This is a genomic window from Streptomyces griseorubiginosus (assembly GCF_036345115.1).
In the GTDB taxonomy this organism is placed as follows: domain Bacteria; phylum Actinomycetota; class Actinomycetes; order Streptomycetales; family Streptomycetaceae; genus Streptomyces; species Streptomyces griseorubiginosus_C.
Window position 1 is genome coordinate 9,345,788 of record NZ_CP107766.1, and the last position, 18,096, is coordinate 9,363,883.

The 18,096-nt window shown below is 71.5% G+C and carries 15 protein-coding genes; 9 read left to right on the forward strand and 6 right to left on the reverse strand.

Translation table 11 applies throughout. From position 1 onward, the window contains the following. Positions 1-287 precede the first annotated feature (287 nt). The 8 genes from OHN19_RS42080 to larE all read left to right on the forward strand — a co-directional run bounded on the left by OHN19_RS42080 (position 288) and on the right by larE (position 8,139). Positions 288-998: a FadR/GntR family transcriptional regulator gene (locus tag OHN19_RS42080; RefSeq protein ID WP_330269275.1), complete on the forward strand. Its 711-nt coding sequence runs from the start codon at positions 288-290 to the stop codon at positions 996-998. A 281-nt stretch (positions 999-1,279) separates the two neighbouring features. Beyond that, on the forward strand, positions 1,280-2,131 hold the full coding sequence (locus OHN19_RS42085) for a fumarylacetoacetate hydrolase family protein (protein WP_330269276.1): 852 nt from the start codon (positions 1,280-1,282) through the stop codon (positions 2,129-2,131). Further along, entirely contained in the window at positions 2,131-3,288 is a 1,158-nt protein-coding gene (locus tag OHN19_RS42090; protein ID WP_330269277.1) for an aldo/keto reductase, read from the forward strand. Before OHN19_RS42085 ends, OHN19_RS42090 begins: the two co-directional genes overlap by 1 nt. Beyond that, positions 3,285-4,187 (forward strand): amidohydrolase family protein, encoded by a 903-nt coding sequence (locus OHN19_RS42095; RefSeq protein ID WP_330269278.1) that lies wholly within the window; start codon positions 3,285-3,287, stop codon positions 4,185-4,187. The genes OHN19_RS42090 and OHN19_RS42095 overlap by 4 nt, the downstream gene beginning before the upstream one ends. After that, positions 4,184-5,464 (forward strand): nickel-dependent lactate racemase, encoded by a 1,281-nt coding sequence (gene larA, locus OHN19_RS42100; protein WP_330269279.1) that lies wholly within the window; start codon positions 4,184-4,186, stop codon positions 5,462-5,464. The genes OHN19_RS42095 and larA overlap by 4 nt, the downstream gene beginning before the upstream one ends. Further along, a complete protein-coding gene (gene larB / locus OHN19_RS42105) occupies positions 5,461-6,147 on the forward strand; it encodes a nickel pincer cofactor biosynthesis protein LarB (protein WP_330269280.1) in 687 nt (228 codons plus the stop codon). The genes larA and larB overlap by 4 nt, the downstream gene beginning before the upstream one ends. Next, positions 6,144-7,316, forward strand: a complete 1,173-nt coding sequence (gene larC, locus OHN19_RS42110) for a nickel pincer cofactor biosynthesis protein LarC (RefSeq protein WP_330269281.1) — start codon at positions 6,144-6,146, stop codon at positions 7,314-7,316. The genes larB and larC overlap by 4 nt, the downstream gene beginning before the upstream one ends. Next, complete coding sequence (gene larE, locus OHN19_RS42115) at positions 7,309-8,139, forward strand: ATP-dependent sacrificial sulfur transferase LarE (RefSeq protein WP_330269282.1); 831 nt, start codon at positions 7,309-7,311, stop codon at positions 8,137-8,139. The genes larC and larE overlap by 8 nt, the downstream gene beginning before the upstream one ends. 6 nt (positions 8,140-8,145) lie before the next feature. Here the strand turns inward: larE and OHN19_RS42120 are convergent, their stop codons facing one another. Beyond that, on the reverse strand, positions 8,146-10,578 hold the full coding sequence (locus tag OHN19_RS42120; RefSeq protein WP_330269283.1) for an ATP-binding SpoIIE family protein phosphatase: 2,433 nt from the start codon (positions 10,576-10,578) through the stop codon (positions 8,146-8,148). 266 nt (positions 10,579-10,844) lie between these two features. On the opposite strand from OHN19_RS42120, the gene OHN19_RS42125 reads away from it, so the two are divergent. Beyond that, positions 10,845-13,538 (forward strand): RICIN domain-containing protein, encoded by a 2,694-nt coding sequence (locus OHN19_RS42125; RefSeq protein ID WP_330269284.1) that lies wholly within the window; start codon positions 10,845-10,847, stop codon positions 13,536-13,538. Positions 13,539-13,626: 88 nt separating this feature from the next. Here the strand turns inward: OHN19_RS42125 and OHN19_RS42130 are convergent, their stop codons facing one another. From OHN19_RS42130 to OHN19_RS42150, 5 genes are all read right to left on the reverse strand, one after another. Next, positions 13,627-14,595, reverse strand: coding sequence for an aldo/keto reductase (locus OHN19_RS42130; RefSeq protein ID WP_330269285.1), 969 nt, complete (start codon positions 14,593-14,595; stop codon positions 13,627-13,629). Beyond that, positions 14,529-14,768 carry a PfkB family carbohydrate kinase gene (locus OHN19_RS42135; RefSeq protein WP_391197667.1) on the reverse strand — a complete coding sequence of 80 codons (240 nt, stop codon included), beginning with the start codon at positions 14,766-14,768 and terminating at the stop codon, positions 14,529-14,531. The genes OHN19_RS42130 and OHN19_RS42135 overlap by 67 nt, the downstream gene beginning before the upstream one ends. A 75-nt stretch (positions 14,769-14,843) precedes the next feature. Beyond that, positions 14,844-15,749, reverse strand: coding sequence for an amidohydrolase family protein (locus OHN19_RS42140; protein WP_330269286.1), 906 nt, complete (start codon positions 15,747-15,749; stop codon positions 14,844-14,846). Between the two features lie 18 nt (positions 15,750-15,767). Further along, complete coding sequence (locus tag OHN19_RS42145; protein WP_330269287.1) at positions 15,768-16,115, reverse strand: L-rhamnose mutarotase; 348 nt, start codon at positions 16,113-16,115, stop codon at positions 15,768-15,770. Further along, positions 16,112-18,091 (reverse strand): hypothetical protein, encoded by a 1,980-nt coding sequence (locus tag OHN19_RS42150; protein ID WP_330269288.1) that lies wholly within the window; start codon positions 18,089-18,091, stop codon positions 16,112-16,114. The genes OHN19_RS42145 and OHN19_RS42150 overlap by 4 nt, the downstream gene beginning before the upstream one ends. Between the last annotated feature and the right edge of the window lie 5 nt (positions 18,092-18,096).

Consider the following 18,096-nt stretch of genomic DNA (forward strand, 5'->3'; position numbering starts at 1 on the left):
AGGGGCCGCGGTGTCTGTTCGGGGTCATGGCAAACCACCTGTCGTCATGTGTCGTAGGCATGTCCCCTGTGCAGCAACAGGTATCGGACATGGGATGGATTTAAGGGGCCTCTCGGTCTCGCTGTCCATACCTCCAGCGAAACAATTTGCCGTTCATGTCGATTACCTGCATTGATGTCGATCATTGAGGTGCTCGGGAGGGGGTTCAGTCATCCCATCTCTTCCGCAGGCATGGGATGTATTGCTACGGTGCCGCTTGCGCACGCACCAGGAGGGGACGGCGATCCATGTCACTCACCGACAAGGCCATCGACCGCATCAGGGAGCTCATCCAGTCCGGTGAGCTGGCGCCGGGAGCCAAGCTGTCGCCCGAGCCGCAGCTCGCCGCGGAGCTGGGGCTGTCGCGGAACCTGACGCGGGAGGCGGTGAAGGCCCTGGTCGTCTCCCGGGTGCTGGAGATCCGTCGCGGCGACGGCACCTATGTGACCAGCCTGGAGCCGGAGCTGCTGCTCAGCGGTGTCGGATCCGCCGTGGAGCTGCTGCACGGCGACACACTGCTGGAGCTCACCGAGGTGCGCCGGCTGTTCGAGCCGGTGGCCACCGCGCTCGCCGCGACCCGGATCTCGGCCGCCGCCCTCGGCGAGGTGGAGCGCCACCTGGACGCGATGCGCGCCGCCCGCGAGGACGTGGAGCGGCTCAACGAGCACGACTCCGCCTTCCACCGCACGGTGGTCGCGGCCACCGGCAACGCTACGCTCTCCGCCCTGCTGGAGGGCATCTCCAGCCGCACCGTACGCGCCCGGATCTGGCGTGGCCTGGTCGACGACAACGCCGCCGCGCGCACCGTCGCCGAGCACGAGGCCATCTACCAGGCCCTGGCGGACGGGGACGCGGCCCTCGCGCAGGCCGCGGCTCTCCTGCACGTCACGACGACGGAACGGTGGCTGCGGGCGCACTGGGGCGGCGAGACGGGGGCCGACCTTGCCGCAGCGACCTGACTTCACGTGCGGCGCCGGACCTTGCCGCCGGCGTGCTGACCTCAGTGCCGACCTTGCCGCTGGCGCTGTGACCTCAGCGCCGGACCTTGCCGCGGACGCGATGACCTCAGCGTCGACCTTGCCGCGGACGTGCTGACCTCAGCGTCACCCTTGCCGCTGACACGACTTCACTACCGACCTTGCCGCTGACGCCGACCCGGTCAGACGCGGCGCCTGATGCCAGGACCGACGCCGATGCGTATGTCCCCGTCCCTTCCGACCGATCACCCTCAGGAGAACCGATGAGATTGCTGCGCGTAGGCCCGCCGGGCCTGGAGCGACCCGCCGTCCTGGACGCCGACGGAATCGCCCACGACCTTTCCCCGCTCACCGACGACATCGACGGCGCCTTCCTCGCGGACGGCGGCCCGGACCGCGCCCGGACCGCACTCGCCGACGGCCTCCTGCCCCGGATCGAGATCGCCGGGCAGCGGATCGGCGCACCCGTCGCCCGCCCCGGCAAGGTCGTGTGCGTCGGCCTCAACTACGTCGACCACGCCGCCGAGACCGCGACCCCGCCGCCCGCGGAACCGGTGGTCTTCATGAAGGCCGCGAACACCGTGGTCGGCCCCGACGACACCGTGCTGATCCCACGCACCAGCGCCAAGACGGACTACGAGATCGAACTCGCGATCGTCGTCGGCCGCACCGCGCGCTACCTCGACTCCGAGGGCGCCGCCGACGAGGTCGTCGCCGGATACGCCATCGCCGACGATGTCACCGAGCGCGCCTTCCAGCACGAGCGGGGAGGACAGTGGGACAAGGGCAAGTCCTGCGAGACGTTCAACCCGCTCGGTCCGTGGCTGGTCACCCCCGACGAGGTGGGCGACCCGCAGGGGCTCGCGATGCGGCTGTGGGTCAACGGGGAACCGCGGCAGGACGGCCACACCAAGAACATGATCTTCGGCGTGCGGCACATCGTGTGGTACCTGAGCCAGTTCATGGTGCTGGAGCCCGGCGACGTCATCAACACCGGAACCCCGGCCGGTGTCGCCTTCGGCGCCAACGACTTCCCCTATCTGAGGGAAGGGGACGTCGTCGAGGTGGAGATCGACCGGCTCGGCCGACAGCGGCACGTCCTCGGCCAGGCCTGATGGCCCCCCTCGACCCGCATCCGCACACCGGGACGGGCCCGCACCCGCGTCCCGGGACCGACTCGCACGGGACCGTGGGGGCCGACTCGCACCAGACCGTGGGGACCGACCCGCACCGCACCGCGGGGACCGACCCGAACCGGACCGCGGGGACCGCCCGGCACCCCAGACTCGGGACAGACCTCCCCCCGTACGCCGAGCAGATCCCGCTCGGCCGTTCCGGTGTCACCGTCACCCGGCTCGGTCTGGGCACCGCGCCCCTGGCCGGACTGTTCTCGGCGGTCGGCGCGGACCAGGCCGCCGCCACCCTCGACGCGGCCTGGGCCGCCGGCCTCCGGTACTTCGACACCGCTCCCCACTACGGTGCCGGGCTCGCCGAACGCAGACTCGGCGACTTCCTCAGCGCATCCGGCCGCCCGCGCACGGAGTACACCGTCTCCACGAAGGTCGGCCGCCTGCTCGTGCCAGGCGACTCCGCCCCGGGGGACGAGGCCTTCCACGGCGACGAGGGGCTCGTGCGGGTCCGCGACTACAGCCCGGCCGGCGTCTACCGCTCCCTGGCCGAGAGCCTGGAGCGCTCGGGACTCGACGCCTTCGACATCGTCCTCATCCACGACCCCGACGACCACTGGGAGGAAGCGGTCCGCGGGGCGTACCCGGCCCTCGCGCGGCTGCGGGCCGAAGGGGGCGTACGGGCGATCGGCGCCGGGATGAACCAGACCGGGATGCTCACCCGCCTCGTCCGCGAGACCGACCTCGACTGCGTGCTGGTCGCGGGCCGCTACTCCCTGCTGGATCGCACCGCCGCCGACGCACTGCTGCCCCTGTGCGCCGAGCGCGAGGTGGGCGTCCTGGTCGGCGGTGTCTTCAACAGCGGCGTCCTCGCCGCCCCCGCACCGGGTGCCACCAACGACTACGGCCCGGCACCCGAGGCCGTGCTCCGACGCGCCCAGGATCTCGCCCGGCGGTGCGCCGCGCACGGGGTGCCCCTCGCCGCGGCCGCGCTGCAGTTCCCGTACCGCCACCCCGCGGTCACCTCGGTGGTCGTCGGTGCGCGCAGCGCGCGGGAGGTCACCGAGAACGTCGACCACGCCACCAGGGAGATCCCGCGGGAACTGTGGGACGAACTCGACGCCTTCGGAACGGCCGCGCGATGACCAGGATCGACGCCCACCACCACGTCTGGCGCCTGGGCGACCCGCCCCAGCGCTCCTCGCGACCGAGTCCCCGTCGGCACGACTGGCTCGAGACCCCTGACATGGCCTCCGTACGCCGCGACTTCACCATGGACGACCTCGCGGCGGACACCGCGGCCGCCGGCATCGACCGCACGATCCTCGTCCAGGTGCTGCCCGACGTGGACGAGACCGCCGACTTCCTGGCCCTGGCCGCGTCGTCCGACCTGGTCGCCGGCGTCGTCGGCTGGGTGGACCTGACGGCCGAGGACGTGACCGGCACCCTGGCCGCCCTGCGAGCGGGCACCGGCGGCGAACTCCTGGCCGGCATACGGCACTTGGTACAGGCCGAGCCGGACCCGGCCTGGCTGAACCGTCCGGACGTCCGGCGGGGACTGGGCGCGGTGGCCCACGCGGAGCTGGTCTACGACCTCCTCACCGTCCCGGACCAGCTGCCCGCCGCCCTCGACACGGTCCGTGCACTCCCCGAGCTGACCTTCGTCCTGGACCACATCTCCAAACCGCCCATCGCCTCGGGCGAGCGGGAGCCCTGGGCCACCCGGGTCCGTGCGCTGGCCGCCGAGCCGAACGTGTTCTGCAAGCTGTCCGGGATGGTCACCGAGGCCGACCGCGGCAGCTGGACCACCGCCGACCTGCGCCCCTACGCCGACGTCGTGCTGGACGCCTTCGGCCCGTCCCGGGTGATGTTCGGCTCCGACTGGCCGGTCTGCCTGCTCGCCGCCTCCTACCAGCAGCTCGTCCGCACCACGGAGGAGCTCACCTCCGGGCTGAGCGCCGCCGGGCGTGCCGAGGTGTTCGGCCGCACAGCGGCCCGCGCTTACCGACTGCCCCTGGAAAGACTGCGTGAGGAAGCCCCGTGAAAGTACGTCTGGCCTACGGTCGGTCGGGACTCGACATCGACGTCGACCCGAGCACGGCGACCGTCGTCGAACCCGTCCACCACCAGGCCGCCGCGGACCAGTCGGCGGTGCTGCGCGCGGCCCTGCGCGACCCGGTCGCCGGACCGCCCCTGCGTGAGCGCGTCCGGCCCGGACAGACGGTCGCGATCTCGGCCTGCGACGGCACCCGCCCCCAGCCGCGCCATCTGATGATCCCGGCCGTCCTCGACGAACTCGACGGCATCGTCCGCCTGGAGGACGTCGTCATCCTCGTCGCCACCGGCACCCACCGCGGCAACAGCGAGGCCGAGCTGCGCGCGATGTTCGGCGACGAGGTCGTGGACACCGTACGGATCGTCAACCACGACGCCCGCGACGCCGGTCAGCTGACCTGGATGGGCACGTACGGCAAGGACGTGCCGGTGTGGCTGAACCGCGAGTGGGCGGAGGCGGACGTCCGCATCACCACCGGCTTCGTCGAGCCGCACTTCTTCGCCGGCTTCTCGGGCGGCCCCAAACTCGTCGCCCCCGGCCTCGCCGCCCTGGAGACCGTCCTCGTGCTGCACGACGCGGCCCGGATCGGCGACCCGCGCGCCACCTGGGGCGTCATCCACGGCAATCCGGTCCACGACGACGTACGCGCCATCGCCGAGGCCACCGGCGTGACCTTCGCGCTGGATGTGGTGCTCAACCGCGACCAGGACATAGTGGCCGCGTTCGGCGGTGATCTGCTGCCGATGCACGCGGCCGCCACCGCGGCGGCCAGGCGCATGGCGATGCGTCCGGTCGAGGCGCCGTTCGACGTCGTCGTCACCACCAACTCCGGCTTCCCGCTGGACCAGAACCTCTACCAGGCCGTCAAGGGCATGTCGGCCGCCTACCAGGTGGTCCGCCCCGGCGGGACGATCGTCTGCGCCGCCGAGTGCCGCGACGGCTTCCCCGACCACGGCTCCTACCGCGAGGTCCTCGCCTCCGCCCCCTCCCCGCAGGCACTGTTCGACGACATCAGTGCCCGCACCGAGACGGTCCCCGACCAGTGGCAGGTCCAGATCCAGGCGCGCATCCAGTCCGGCAGCCGGGTCGTCATGCACACCGGCTTCCTCAGCGACGCCGACCTGGCCACCGCCCATCTGGAGCAGACCCGGGACGTCTCGGCCACCGTCGCCGAGGCCCTGGCCGCCGCGGGTCCGGGCGCCCGGGTGTGCGTCCTGCCCGAGGGGCCGCAGACCATCCCGTACATCGACGAGGGCCGGTCATGAGCGAGGTGCTGAACCTGGGCTTCGCCCGCGTGGACCTCGACCGCGAGGCCCGCCAGGGGCTGCCCGAGGTCGTCTACGGACCCGGCAAGACCCCGGAGCAGATCATCGGCATCGTCACCGGGCTGCTGACCCACAACACCGGCCCGGTGCTGGTTACCCGCGTCGCAGCGGACGTCGCCGAGGCCGTCCTGGCGTCCGCGGCGGGCGGCACGTACGACGCGGAGGCCCGCCTGCTGCTGTGGCGTCCCGCGGTCACCGGTGACTTCTCCGTCCTCGTCGCGGCCGCCGGGACGTCCGACCGGCCGGTCGCCGCCGAGGCGGTCGCGGTGGCCACCGCCGTCGGCCTGGACACCAGTACCGTCCACGACGTGGGTGTGGCGGGACTCGACCGTGTCCTCCAGGTCCGGGACCAACTCGGCGCCGCGGACGCGGTGATCGTCGTGGCCGGGATGGAGGGCGCACTGGCCAGCGTGGTCGGCGGCCTGGTCCGCGCACCCGTCGTGGCGGTCCCCGTCTCCACGGGCTACGGCGCCTCGCTGGAGGGCGTCACCGCACTGCTCGCCATGCACGCGTCCTGCGCGGCCGGGGTGACCGTGGTCAACATCGACTCCGGCTTCTCGGCCGCGATGGCGGTCCACCGCATCGCCCAGACGCGTGGCGGCGCCGAAGGAGGCGCCCGGTGATCTGCTGGATCAACCCCTTCACCGGCCTGGCCGGCGACATGCTGCTGGCCGCGCTGATCGACGCCGGGGCACCCCTGGACCGTATCCGAGCCGCCGTCGCCGCCACCGGCCTGACCGGCTGGGAACTCACCGCCGAGCGCGTCACCGACCACGGCCTGTCCGCCACACGGGTCCGTGTCCACGTCACCGATTCCCTCACCGAGCGCCACGCCGCCGAGGTGATCGACCTCGCCTCCCGGGCCACCCCCGAGCCCGTGGCGGCCCTCGCGGTCGCCGCGGTGACCGCCGTGGCCGAGGTGGAGGGCCGTCTGCACGACGCCGACCCCGCAGCCGTCCACCTGCACGAACTGGGCGGCCACGACACCCTCGTCGACATCGTCGGCACCGCCGCCGCCCTGCACGCCCTCGGCGTCACCGACGTCGTCAGCTCGCCGCTGCCCCTCGGCCGGGGGCGCATCGACGCGGCCCACGGCGTCCTGCCCTGCCCGGCCCCGGCCACGCTCGCCCTGCTCGCCGGAGCCGCGGTCACCGGCACCGACCTGCCGGGGGAGACGGTGACCCCGACCGGCGCCGCGCTGCTGCGCGCGTCCGGGGCCCGGTACGGCCCACCGCCGCCCATGACCCTCGGGCCCACCGGCTACGGCGCGGGCACCCGACGCCTGCCCGACCGGCCCAACGTCACCGCCGTCACCCTCGGCGAACCGGCCCGCACCGGCCAGGAGGACGTCGTCGTCCTGGAGACCAACCTCGACGACGTCACCGGCGAGATCCTCGGCCACACCATCGCCCGGGCCATGGACGCCGGGGCGCTCGACGCCTGGGCCACCCCCGCCGTGATGAAGAAAGGCCGCCCCGCCCAGGTGCTGCACGTGCTCACCACGCCCGAGCACGAGCGGGCGCTGCGGGACCTCGTCCTGGCCGAGACCGGCAGCCTCGGCATCCGCCGCCTGACCGCGACCCGCACCACCCTGCCGCGCCGCTTCGAGACCGTCGACGTCGACGGACACCCGGTGCGGATCAAACACGGCCCCCACCGGGCCAAGCCCGAACACGACGACCTGGTGGCCGCCGCGACCCAACTGGGCCTGCCCCTGCGTGCGGTGGCCGCCCGTGCGCTGCGCGGGCAGGCCGAGGACCACCCGCCGAAGGAGCGAGGAACCCATGGGTGACGACACACAGGAACAGCGCCTGCTGGACCAGGTGCGGGCCATCGGACCGCTCGCCGTGGCCTACTCCGGCGGCGCCGACTCCGCGCTCGTCCTCGCCGCCGCGGTGCGCGCGCTGGGACCGGAGCGGGTCCTGGCCGTCACCGCGGTGTCCGAGAGCCTGGCCGCGGAGGAACTCCCCCGGGCCCGCAGGCTCGCCGAGAGCCTTGGCGTGGTCCACCTGACCCCGCGCACCGAGGAGCTCTCCCGCCCCGGCTACCGGGCCAACGGCCGCGACCGCTGCTACTTCTGCAAGTCGGAGGTCCTGGACACGATCGCCGTGCTCGCCCGCGAGCACGGCCGCGACCAGGTGGCCACCGGAACCAACGCGGACGATGCCCGCGACCCGCACCGCCCGGGCATCCGGGCCGGCCGGGAACGCGGCATCCACACCCCGCTGCTCGACACCGGCCTGGACAAGGCGGCCGTACGACGGCTCAGCAGGGCCTGGGACCTGCCCACCTGGGACAAGCCGGCGACCCCCTGTCTCGCCAGCCGGATCCGCTACGGCATCGAGGTCACCCCGCACCGCCTCGCCCGCGTCGACCGCGCGGAGACCGCCGTACGCGCCCTGCTCGCCGACGCCGGACTGACGGTGACCGATCTGCGGGTCCGTGATCTCGGGGACACCGTGCGCCTGGAGATCGACTCCCGCCTCGTGGAGCGTGTGGCGGCGCATCCGGAGATCCCCCGGGCGCTGGCGAGCGCGGGCTACGGCGATCTGCCCCACGACGTCGGGCCCTTCAGGTCGGGAGGGCTCAACCTGGAGCTCCGGCCGGGTGGTTGAGGGAACTCAGTCCGGCAGCGGCAGCTCCGCCCAGATCGTCTTCCCGGTGGCGGTCTGGCGGCTGCCCCAGCGCTCCGCGAGCTGGGCGACGAGCAGCAGTCCGCGTCCGCCCTCGTCGAAGGAGCGGGCCCGGCGCAGGTGCGGGGCGGTGCTGCTGCCGTCGGAGACCTCACAGATGAGGGTGTCGCCGCGCAGAAGGCGCAGTTCGATGGGCGCGCTGCCGTAGCGGATGGCGTTGGTGACCAGTTCGCTGACGATCAGTTCGGTGGCGAAGGCCAGCTCGTCCAGCCCCCACGCGGTCAGCTGTTCGCCGGCCTCGCGGCGGGCCCCGGCGACGAGTGCGGGGTCCGTGGGCAGCCGCCATGTGTGCACCCGGTCGGCGTCGAGCGCGGACGTGCGGGCCAGGAGCAGCACGATGTCGTCGGCGGGAGCGGCGGGTATCACCTTGCGGACCACCTGGTCGCAGATGTCCTCCAGGCGCGAGGGCGGATGGGCCAGCGCGTCCCGCAGCAGGCCGAGCCCCCGGTCGATGTCATGGTCGGCGGCCTCGATCAGCCCGTCCGTGTAGAGGGCGAGCACGCTGCCCTCGTCCAGTTCGACCTCGACGGCCTCGAACGGCAGTCCTCCGACCCCCAGGGGCGGGCCGGCGGGCACGTCGAGGTACCGCACGGTTCCGTCAGGGGCCACCAGCGCCGGCGGCGGATGTCCCGCGCGGGCCATGCGGCAGGTGCAGGAGACCGGGTCGTAGACGGCGTACAGGCAGGTGGCGCCCACCTCTCCCGAAGCCCCGCTCGGCAGTCCCCGTGCGTCGGGGCCCTCCTGCCGGTCGAGTCTGACGACCAGGTCGTCGAGCTGGGTGAGCAGTTCGTCGGGGGCGAGATCGACGTCGGCGAGGGTGCGTACGGCCGTGCGCAGCCGGCCCATCGTGGCCGAGGCGTGGATGCCGTGGCCCACCACGTCACCGACCACGAGGGCGACCCGTCCCCCGGACAGGGGGATGACGTCGAACCAGTCGCCGCCGACCCCGCTCGCGGAACCGGCCGGCAGGTACCGGTAGGCGAGGTCCACCGCCGCAGGTGCGGGCAACCGCTCGGGCAGCAGGCTGCGCTGGAGGGCGAGGGCGGTCCGGCGTTCCTGGGTGTAGCGGCGGGCGTTGTCGACGCTCACCGCCGCCCGCGCGGCCATCTCCTCGGCCAGCAGCAGGTCGTCGTCGGTGAAGGCCTCCGGCGTGCGGTGCCGGACCAGGTACACCAGGCCCAGGGTGATGCCACGGGCGCGCAGCGGCACCAGCAGCACCGAGTGCATCCCGAACTGCCGAACCGCCTCGCCGCGGGCCGGGGACTCGGCCAGCCACTCGCGCAGCACCGGGTCGCCCATGCGCAGCCGGGTGCCCCGGCCGGTGCGCAGGGCCCTGGCCGCCGGGGAGTGCGCGGGCCGGGTGGCCGTCTCACCCACCGGCACCGCGGCCTCTGGACAGCCCGGAAGCACCGAGGCGTGGGCGCAGCGGGACAGCACGACCGGCCCCGTGGGCGGGACCGGTTCCGGTTCCTCTCCACAGGCGACGGACTCCAGCAGGTCGACGACGACGTAGTCGGCGAATCCCGATACGGCCACCTCGGCGAGCTCCTCCGCGGTCCGCGTCACGTCGAGGGTGCTGCCGATGCGCGTACTGGCCTCGTTGAGCACCTCCAGGCGGCGCCGGGCCCAGTACTGCTCGGTGGTGTCGATCACCAGCGCCGACAGGCCCTGCACAGAGCCGCCAGGGTCCTTGAGCGGGGTGAGATAGACCGACCAGGCGTGGTCCTGGAGCTCGCCCGGCGCCCGGCCCGGCTCCTGCTCGCTGTGGATCGCGTCCCCGGTGCGCATGACCTCCCGCTGGAGAAGGTCCATCGGCTCGTGACTCGCCTGGATCTCGGTGAGGGTCAGGCCCTTCATCTCGTCGCTGGTCATGCCCATGGCCCGGCTCATCACCTGGTTGCAGGCCACGAAGCGGGCCCGGCGGTCGTAGACGGCCACGGACAGCGGGAGCTGCGCGAGCGCCCGGTCCCACAGCTGAGCGGCGTCCGCCTCGCCCGGACCGGAGGCGTACGTCGCTGCGGCGCCCGTGACGAGCCAGAGCGAGCCCGCCTCTCCGGCCGGCAACGGTGTGCCGCAGAGCTGCACGAGGACGCGGTCGCCGTCGCGGTGGCGCAGTGCCACGTCGCTCGTCCACGGCTCTCCGGCGGACAGGTGCCTGCGGGCGGATTCGGGCAGGTCCGCGGCGAGCAGCTCGGCGGCCGGCAGGCCCACGACGTCGTCGGACGCATGTCCGAGCAGCGCCCGGGCGCCTGCGCTCCACGCCATGATTCGCAGCCCGGCATCGATCACGACGGCGAAGTCCTCGGGTACTCCGGTGCCCGCGTCCTCTGCCGCACCGGAGACGTCGGACTGGTTGCCCATGCCTACAGAATCGCGCCCCGACGCGTCTCGCTCAACCGATGCGGTCGCCCGGAAGAATAAGTACTACTCATTGTTGATCGCTTGCCATGGTCAATTCTTGCTGATTCCGGTCGGTTGATCTCTCCCCTCAGGTCATCTACCTGCGTTGTTGCAGGAATTGGTGAGTGGACTCCTGAAAATGTGCCGGTCACATCTCTTGACTCGTATCCGGCATGTCCACGATAAATGCAACTCATGAGCAACGTGGCTCAGAGAGGACACCGCACATGAGACCCCTGCACAGAGGCGCCGGACTGGCCAAGGCACTCGCGGCCGGAATCGTCGTCTTCGCGACCCTGGTGCCGGCCCAGTCGGCGCAAGCGGCCACGACGAACTTCTACGTCGACCCCACCGGCGGCAACGACAGCAACTCCGGCACCACCACCGCCGCCGCCTTCAGGACCATCCAGGCGGCCCAGGCCGCCGTCCGCGCCTCGAACACGAACATGTCCGACGACATCGTCGTGAACCTGCGCGGCGGCACCTACAACCTCACCAGCCCGATCACGCTGGGCACGAGCGACTCCGGCACGAACGGCCACACGGTCGTCTACCAGGCCTACAACGGCGAGACCCCCGTGATCAGCAGCGGCAGAACGATCACCGGCTGGACCGCAGCCTCGAACGGCGAGTACAAGGCCTCCATGGGCAGCCTCAACTTCCGCCAGCTGTACGTCAACGGAGTGCGCGCCACCCGCGCCCGGTACCCCGACCTGGGCTCGGACTTCCAGCTCCAGGGCAGCGACAAGACCAACAAGCTGCTCCAGGTGCTCAGTTCGCAGATCTCCAACTGGAGCAACCTCGGCAAGGTCGAGATGAACCTGGAACTCCAGTGGGCGGAGAACTACCTGCGGCTGAAGTCGTTCACCACCGCAGGCGGCACCGCCAACGTCTCCCTCCAGGACCACGAGGCCGGCATCCTCTTCCAGCGGCCCTTCCCGGTCCTGTCCAACGGCTCCCCGCTGCACTTTGAGAACGCCCACGAGTTCCTCAACGAACCGGGCGAGTTCTACGTCGACACGGCCGCGCAGACGGTCTACTACAAGCCGCGCTCCGGCGAGGACATGTCCACCGCCACCGTGCAGGCACCCACCCTGCCCACCCTCGTGGAGGTCAAGGGCACCAGCCTCGACGCCCCGGTCCACGACCTGCGCTTCACCGGCATCACATTCGCGCAGACCACATGGATGGAAGCGAGCAACAACGGTCTGCTCAACGGTCAGGGCGGCAACTTCAACCTCTCTGCCGACCCCTCGAACCACCAGTACGTCGACCGTCCGCCGGCCGGGGTCCACGTCACGGACGCCGACCGCGTCTCCTTCACCGGCAACACCTTCACGCAGATGGGGTCCACCGCCCTCGACCTGCACCACGGCGTCCACGACAGCAGCGTGACCGGCAACGTCGTGTACGACATCGCGGGCAACGGCATCATGGTGGGCAAGTTCTCCGACCCGACGGTCGAGTACCACACCGTCTACAACCCGCCCACGTCCCCGGCCGGTGAGGACGCCCGCGAGGTCGTCAAGAACGTCACCGTCAACGACAACCTGATCACCCGGATCGGCGAGGACTACCTGGGCACCGCAGGCATCAACGCGGGCTTCGTCAACAGCACCACCATCAACCACAACGACATCAGCGACGCCCCGTGGGCCGCCATATCGCTCGGCTGGGGATGGCAGTCCGCGGCCAACGCCGAGGGCAACAACAGCATCAGCTACAACCGGATCGGCAACGTGCTGAACCGGCTGTGCGACACCGCCGGCATCTACCATCTCTCCAACGACCCGGGCACGGTCATCAACGACAACTACGTGCACGACGTGGTCAGGAGCCCGGCCGCCTGCGGTTCCGCGGTGGCAGGCGTCTACCTGGACGAGGGGTCGAACAACATGACCGTCTCGAACAACGTGCTGTCGCACACGGACGGATTCATCAACCAGAACGTCAACGGCAGCAACGTGACGCTGTCCGGCAACGCCACCTCGGGTACGTCGGTGATCCAGGCCTCCGGGCTGGAGCCCGCCTACCAGTCCCTCGCGGCGAAGTTCAACCTCGCCTACAACAAGCCCGCGACCGCCTCCACCGTCCTGAACTCGGGTGTGGCGGCCTCCAAGGGCAACGACAACGACAGCTCCACGGGGTGGTCGCCGACCGGGACCGACACCTCGGCCTGGTGGCAGGTCGACCTCGGACAGGCCTACCGACTCGGTCAGTACTCCCTGACGATGCGCCAGGACATCGACCAGCCCGAGACGCGCGGCAACTTCGAGATCCGCGCCTCGAACGACCCGTCGTTCGCCACCTACACCGTGCTGGGACGCCAGGGCGCCACTACGCTGCCGATGGCCTCCACACTGACCGGGAACATCGACGTCCGCCAGAAGTTCCGCTACGTGCGGGTCGCCAAGACCGACGGCGCCTACTTCTTCTTCTCCGACTTCAGCGTGCAGCAGGCCGGCGGTGCGCTGGAGGACGCGACCGGCACGCCGAACGTCAACCCGTCGACGTACTACACCATCAAGAACGTCAACAGCGGCCAGCTGGCGGACGTCTACCAGGCCTCCACCGCCGACGGCGCGAGCGTCGTCCAGTGGCCGGCCAACAGCGGCACCAACCAGCAGTGGAACATCGTCCAGGTCAGCGGCCAGCTCTACAAGATCGTCAGCAGGAGCAGCGGCAAGGTCCTCGACATCAACGGCGCGACTCACTACAGAGGGACCGATCTGCAGCAGTACACCTACAACGGAGGCAACAACCAGCTCTGGTACTTCGAGCCCACCAGTGGTGGATACGTCATCCGCAACTTCGAGACCAGACAGGTCCTGGAAGTCAGCGCCGGCTCGACGGCCAACGGTGCCGCCATCGACCAGTGGATGGCACTGAACCAGGCGAACCAGGCGTGGACCATCCAGTGACCGAATGAACTGAAGGGCACCACCACTCGGCGGCCGCCCAGTTCACGGGGCGGCCGCCGAGTGGTTGGTGCGGGGTGTCAGTCCACGTTCACGCCCTGATCAAGCGCTGCGCGCGCAGTTCCGCCCAGAGGCCGTCGGGGACACCCTGGGCGTGCAGTTCGACGTTGCGCCTGACCTGTTCGGCGGTGCGCATGCCGAGGGTGACGTTGACGACCGCGGGGTGAGCGAAGGGGAAGGCGATGGCGGCGGCCGGCAGCGTGGTGCCGTACCGCTCGCACACCTCGGCGATGGCCCGGGCCCGCCGCACCAGGTCGGCGGGGGCGTCCTGGTAGTCGTACTTCATGCCCTCGGCGGGCCGCTCCCGGGAGAGCAGACCGGAGTTGAAGACGCCGACCGCGACGACGCTCTTGCCGTGGGCCTGCGCGGCGGGCAGGACGTCGTCGAGGGCGGACTGGTCGAGCAGGGTGTAGCGCCCGGCCAGCATCACCACGTCGGCGGCGGTCTCGCGCAGGAAGCGGGCGAGCATGGCGGACTGGTTCATGCCGGCGCCGATCGCCCCGATCACGCCCTGCGCGCGCAGCTCGGCCAGGGCGGGCACGGCCTCGTCGGCGGCCTGTTGCCAGTGGTCGTCGGGGTCGTGGAGGTAGACGATGTCGAGGCGGTCCAGGCCGGTGCGTTCGAGGGTCTCCTCGATGGAGCGCAGGACGCCGTCCCGGCTGAAGTCCCATTGGCGGCGCAGGTCGTCCCGCACGACGAACCCCTCGTTGTCGACACCCCGCGGGTGCTCGTTGGGGACGAGGAGGCGGCCCACCTTGGACGAGACGACGAACTCCTCGCGCGGACGGTCGCACAGGGCGGCGCCGAGCCGGCGTTCGGAGAGGCCGAGGCCGTAGTGCGGCGCGGTGTCGAAGTAGCGGATGCCCGCGTCCCAGGCGGCGTCCAGGGCGACCGAGGCACCATGGGCGTCGGTCACCCGGTAGAGGTTGCCGATCACCGAGGCGCCGAAGCCGAGTTCGGTGACCTCGACGGGGGTGTGAGGGATCTTCCGGCGGTGCAAGAGATGCTCCTGAGGGCGCGTGACAGGGAGTGGCCGGCGAGCAGGCCGTGGATGAGCCCGGCGGCGAAGCCGTCACCGGAGCCGATGCGGTCCAGGACGTGCAGGCCGGACATGCGGGGACCGGTGACGTATCCGGTCTCGGCGGAGCAGGCCGCCGAGGTCCAGTCGTTCACGGGCGGATGCCGGGGGCTCGGCACCGTGGTGCTGTGTTCTGCGCGGGTTCGGCGCGATGTTCGGTGGGGGTGGGTTCAGCTCGTTCGGGCCGTCGGGGCTCCCTCTCCGGTGACGGGCGCGAGGCCGTAGAACGCGGTGGCGGTCCCGGCGAGGAGTGCGTCGATGTCGCTCTCGCTCCAGCCGGTGAGCAGGTCGTCCACGGTGGCGGCCCACCGGTTCCAGCCGCCCGCCAGGTCGGCGACCGGCCAGTCCGAGCCGAACATCAGTCGCCCGGGGCCGAAGGCGGAGACCAGGACGTCCCAGACGGGGCGGATGTCAGCGGTGGTCCAGTGGGTGTGGTCGGCCTCGGTGATCAGCCCGGAGACCTTGCACACCACGTGCGGGTGTGCGGCCAGCCGTCGGATTCCACGTTCCCAGCCCTCGATGTCCTTGCGGGCGATGTCCGGCTTGCCCGCGTGGTCGAGGACCTGGGGCAGGTCGGGGAAGCGTTCCGCGAGCCGGATCGCCTGGTCGAGCTGGTGGGCGCGCACGAGGACGTCGTAGCGCAGTCCCCTGTCGTTGGCCGCCCCCAACCCCCTTTCCGCATCGGGTCGTTGCAGCCAGTTGGCGTCGGTCTCGCCCTGGACCAGGTGGCGCAGGGAGCGCAGGTACCCGCCGCCAGGCCCGGCGATCAGCTGGTCGAGCGCGTCACCGATCGCCGGGGAGGTCAGGTCTGCCCAGCCGACCACGGCCTGGATCAGCGGCTCCCGCTCGGCGAGCGCGAGCAGGTCCTCGGTCTCGGCGACCTCCGCGATGCACTGGACGACGACCGTGCCGTGCAGTCGACGGCCCGCGATGGGGTGGGTGGCGGTGGAGCGCAGGTCATCGGGGGTGAAGGTGCGGCGGATCGATGCCACGGCCGGGTCGTCGAGCCAGGGTTGCGGGCGTTGGGAGAGATCCCAGAGGTGGTGGTGGGCGTCGACCAGCAGGGGTGCGTTCACAAGGGGGTCCAAGTCGGCTCAGGCGGTGATGTCGTCGCTGGGCGGGCTCAGGTGCCAGATCTCGGGGAGCTCGGTCCACTGGCGGCCCGGGCCCCGGTCGGGGAAGGGCTCCTGGCACGGGTCGGTGAGCTTCCACCAGCGCCGGGTCTCGGGGTCGGCCTCGATGGACGCCATGTCCGCCTCGAAGTCGTCGCCGATGTACTCCATGTACGCGAAGAGCACGTCACCGTGGAGGTAGATGCTGTAGTTGCGGATGTTCGCCCGGAGCAGGGCGGCCTCGACGCCGGGCCATACCGCCGAGTGCAGCCGGAGGTACTCCTCGCGGTGCTCGGGCCGGAGCCTGATGGTCTGGGCGATGCGCTTCATGCCGATTCCCCTGTCGTGTCGCGGGAGTTGGACGCGTCGAACGGCGTGCGGTAGCTGGGGGTGCGGGTGCGCAGCCCCAGCCGCAGGGTGAGCCGGATGCGCGTGGAGGCAGGCAGACGGACCGTCAGGTAGGGGCCGTCGTACGGGACTTCGGCCTCGGAGACCACCGGCTCGGAGTGGCCGTAGTCGTACATGTCGCCGATCCAGCCGTCGTCCGTGCAGGTCGTCCAGCGCACGCCGGTGATGGTGTGCTCGGCGAACGCGCCGGCCTGGACGATGACCGTGCGGTCGGTCTCGGGGGCCAGGTTGACCAGCTCGACGGTGGTCGCCTCGGGGTCGATGGAGCTGACCAGTGCGGCGACGCCGGCGGGCAGGCCGGCCCGGCGGGCGTCGGCGTCGTGGTAGCGCAGTCGGGCCTGCTGGAGACCGCCCTGGTACAGCACCTGCGGACCGCCCCAGGTGAGGTGCACGAGGGCCTCGGTGACCACCGGGTTGCACAGCTGCCAGACGTGGATGTCGGCCTCGGGCACGTCCAGGTCGCGGTAGCGGTCGATGCGTCGCAGCCGGTGCCGGACCTGGGCCTGGGCGGTGGCGAGGATGCGCTCCGGGTAGTCGGGGTCGTCACCGGCGAGGAAGGCGAACCACGCCTTCTCGTGCCCGGAGTCCTCCTTGGACCGGAACGGCCGCACCGTGCGCCAGTCGATGCCGTCCGCCTCGCGCAGCCCCTCCAGCCGGGCCCGGTCGGCCTCGGAGGAGGTGTGGTGCCACAGGGCCACCGGTACCGGGGGTGTGGCCGGGTTGTAGTCGAACCAGCCGGAGTCGTTGTGGCGGATCGGCAGGTGGAGGGTGGGCGTGTGCCGGTCCGGGCCGAGTTCGACCGCCCACTTGGAGGGCAGGCTGGAGTCGGCCTCCGTGTGGGGCATGACCTTGGCGTGGCCGATCAGGGTGTCGAGGGAGGTCGCGACCATGGAGAGGTAGTCGTCGTCGCCGGTGACCGTGGCCGCCGCGAGCGCCGCCACGCAGGCCGCGTGGCCGAGGCTGTGCCAGCCGTGCGGCCAGGACCAGCCGTAGTGGCCGCCGTACCAGCGACCCTCCAGCAGGCTGCCGACGACTCCGTCCGGGCCGACGTTGTCCGGGATCAGGCCGCCGTTCTCGCGGGTGCGCTCGCGCCAGGCGTCCACGTACTCGACGATCCAGTCGCGGTAGCGCTCCTCACCGGACAGGATCCAGGCGTTGAGGACCAGTCCGGCCGCCGCGAGGTTCATCGTGGTGTCGCCGACGCCCATCCGGTCGCGCATCTGGTCGCCGAGGCGCGGGTCCGCCGAGAGCGGGTACGGGCCGTCCTGGGCCTCGGGCAGCCATTCGAGCGGGTAGCCGTAGGTGTCGGCCTCCTTCTGGAGCCAGGGGTAGACGTCGCCGTCGAACAGGCCGGTGCGCTCGGGGTCGCTGCCGTTGTGGGGGCGGGTGATGATGCGGTGCTCGGGGTCGTAGTTGCCCTTGGCGGGGTCGACGTACAACTCGGCGAAGCGCAGGGCGCGCTCACGCCAGCGGTCGGGGGCGGCCATGCACAGGAAGTACAGCAGCAGCAGGCTCTCGCCCTGGTGGAACCAGTCGTAGCCGCGCTCGTACTCGTCGCGCAGCATGTCCAGTTCGGTCAGCTGCCTGGTGACGCCCTCCCAGTGCTTCTCGCTGGCGGGCAGGAGGTCGTCGGCGCCGCCGAGGAGATACAGCTGGGGCCAGTTGAAGAAGACCTCGTAGAAGTCGTCGACACCGTCGCGGGTGGTGAGCTGCTTGGTGTAGTTCAGCCGTCCGTCGGGGCCGGTGAAGTCGCGGGCGAAGCGGCGCCAGGCGTGGTCGAGGAGGTCGAACAGGGCGCGCTGTGCGACGGCCCAGCCGGGCGGTTCGAGCACGGGGACCGTGGCCTGGACATCGGGTGTCGAGTCGCCGGAGGCGTCGGGGTGCGGGCGGAAGGACATGAGAG

Coding starts and splice junctions, on each gene's coding strand:
- OHN19_RS42080 (WP_330269275.1), top strand. CDS start 288: ATGTCACTCACCGACAAGGCCATCGACCGCATCAGGGAGCTCATCCAG.
- OHN19_RS42085 (WP_330269276.1), top strand. CDS start 1,280: ATGAGATTGCTGCGCGTAGGCCCGCCGGGCCTGGAGCGACCCGCCGTC.
- OHN19_RS42090 (WP_330269277.1), top strand. CDS start 2,131: ATGGCCCCCCTCGACCCGCATCCGCACACCGGGACGGGCCCGCACCCG.
- OHN19_RS42095 (WP_330269278.1), top strand. CDS start 3,285: ATGACCAGGATCGACGCCCACCACCACGTCTGGCGCCTGGGCGACCCG.
- larB (WP_330269280.1), top strand. CDS start 5,461: ATGAGCGAGGTGCTGAACCTGGGCTTCGCCCGCGTGGACCTCGACCGC.
- larE (WP_330269282.1), top strand. CDS start 7,309: ATGGGTGACGACACACAGGAACAGCGCCTGCTGGACCAGGTGCGGGCC.
- OHN19_RS42120 (WP_330269283.1), bottom strand. CDS start 10,578: ATGGGCAACCAGTCCGACGTCTCCGGTGCGGCAGAGGACGCGGGCACC.
- OHN19_RS42125 (WP_330269284.1), top strand. CDS start 10,845: ATGAGACCCCTGCACAGAGGCGCCGGACTGGCCAAGGCACTCGCGGCC.
- OHN19_RS42145 (WP_330269287.1), bottom strand. CDS start 16,115: ATGAAGCGCATCGCCCAGACCATCAGGCTCCGGCCCGAGCACCGCGAG.
- OHN19_RS42150 (WP_330269288.1), bottom strand. CDS start 18,091: ATGTCCTTCCGCCCGCACCCCGACGCCTCCGGCGACTCGACACCCGAT.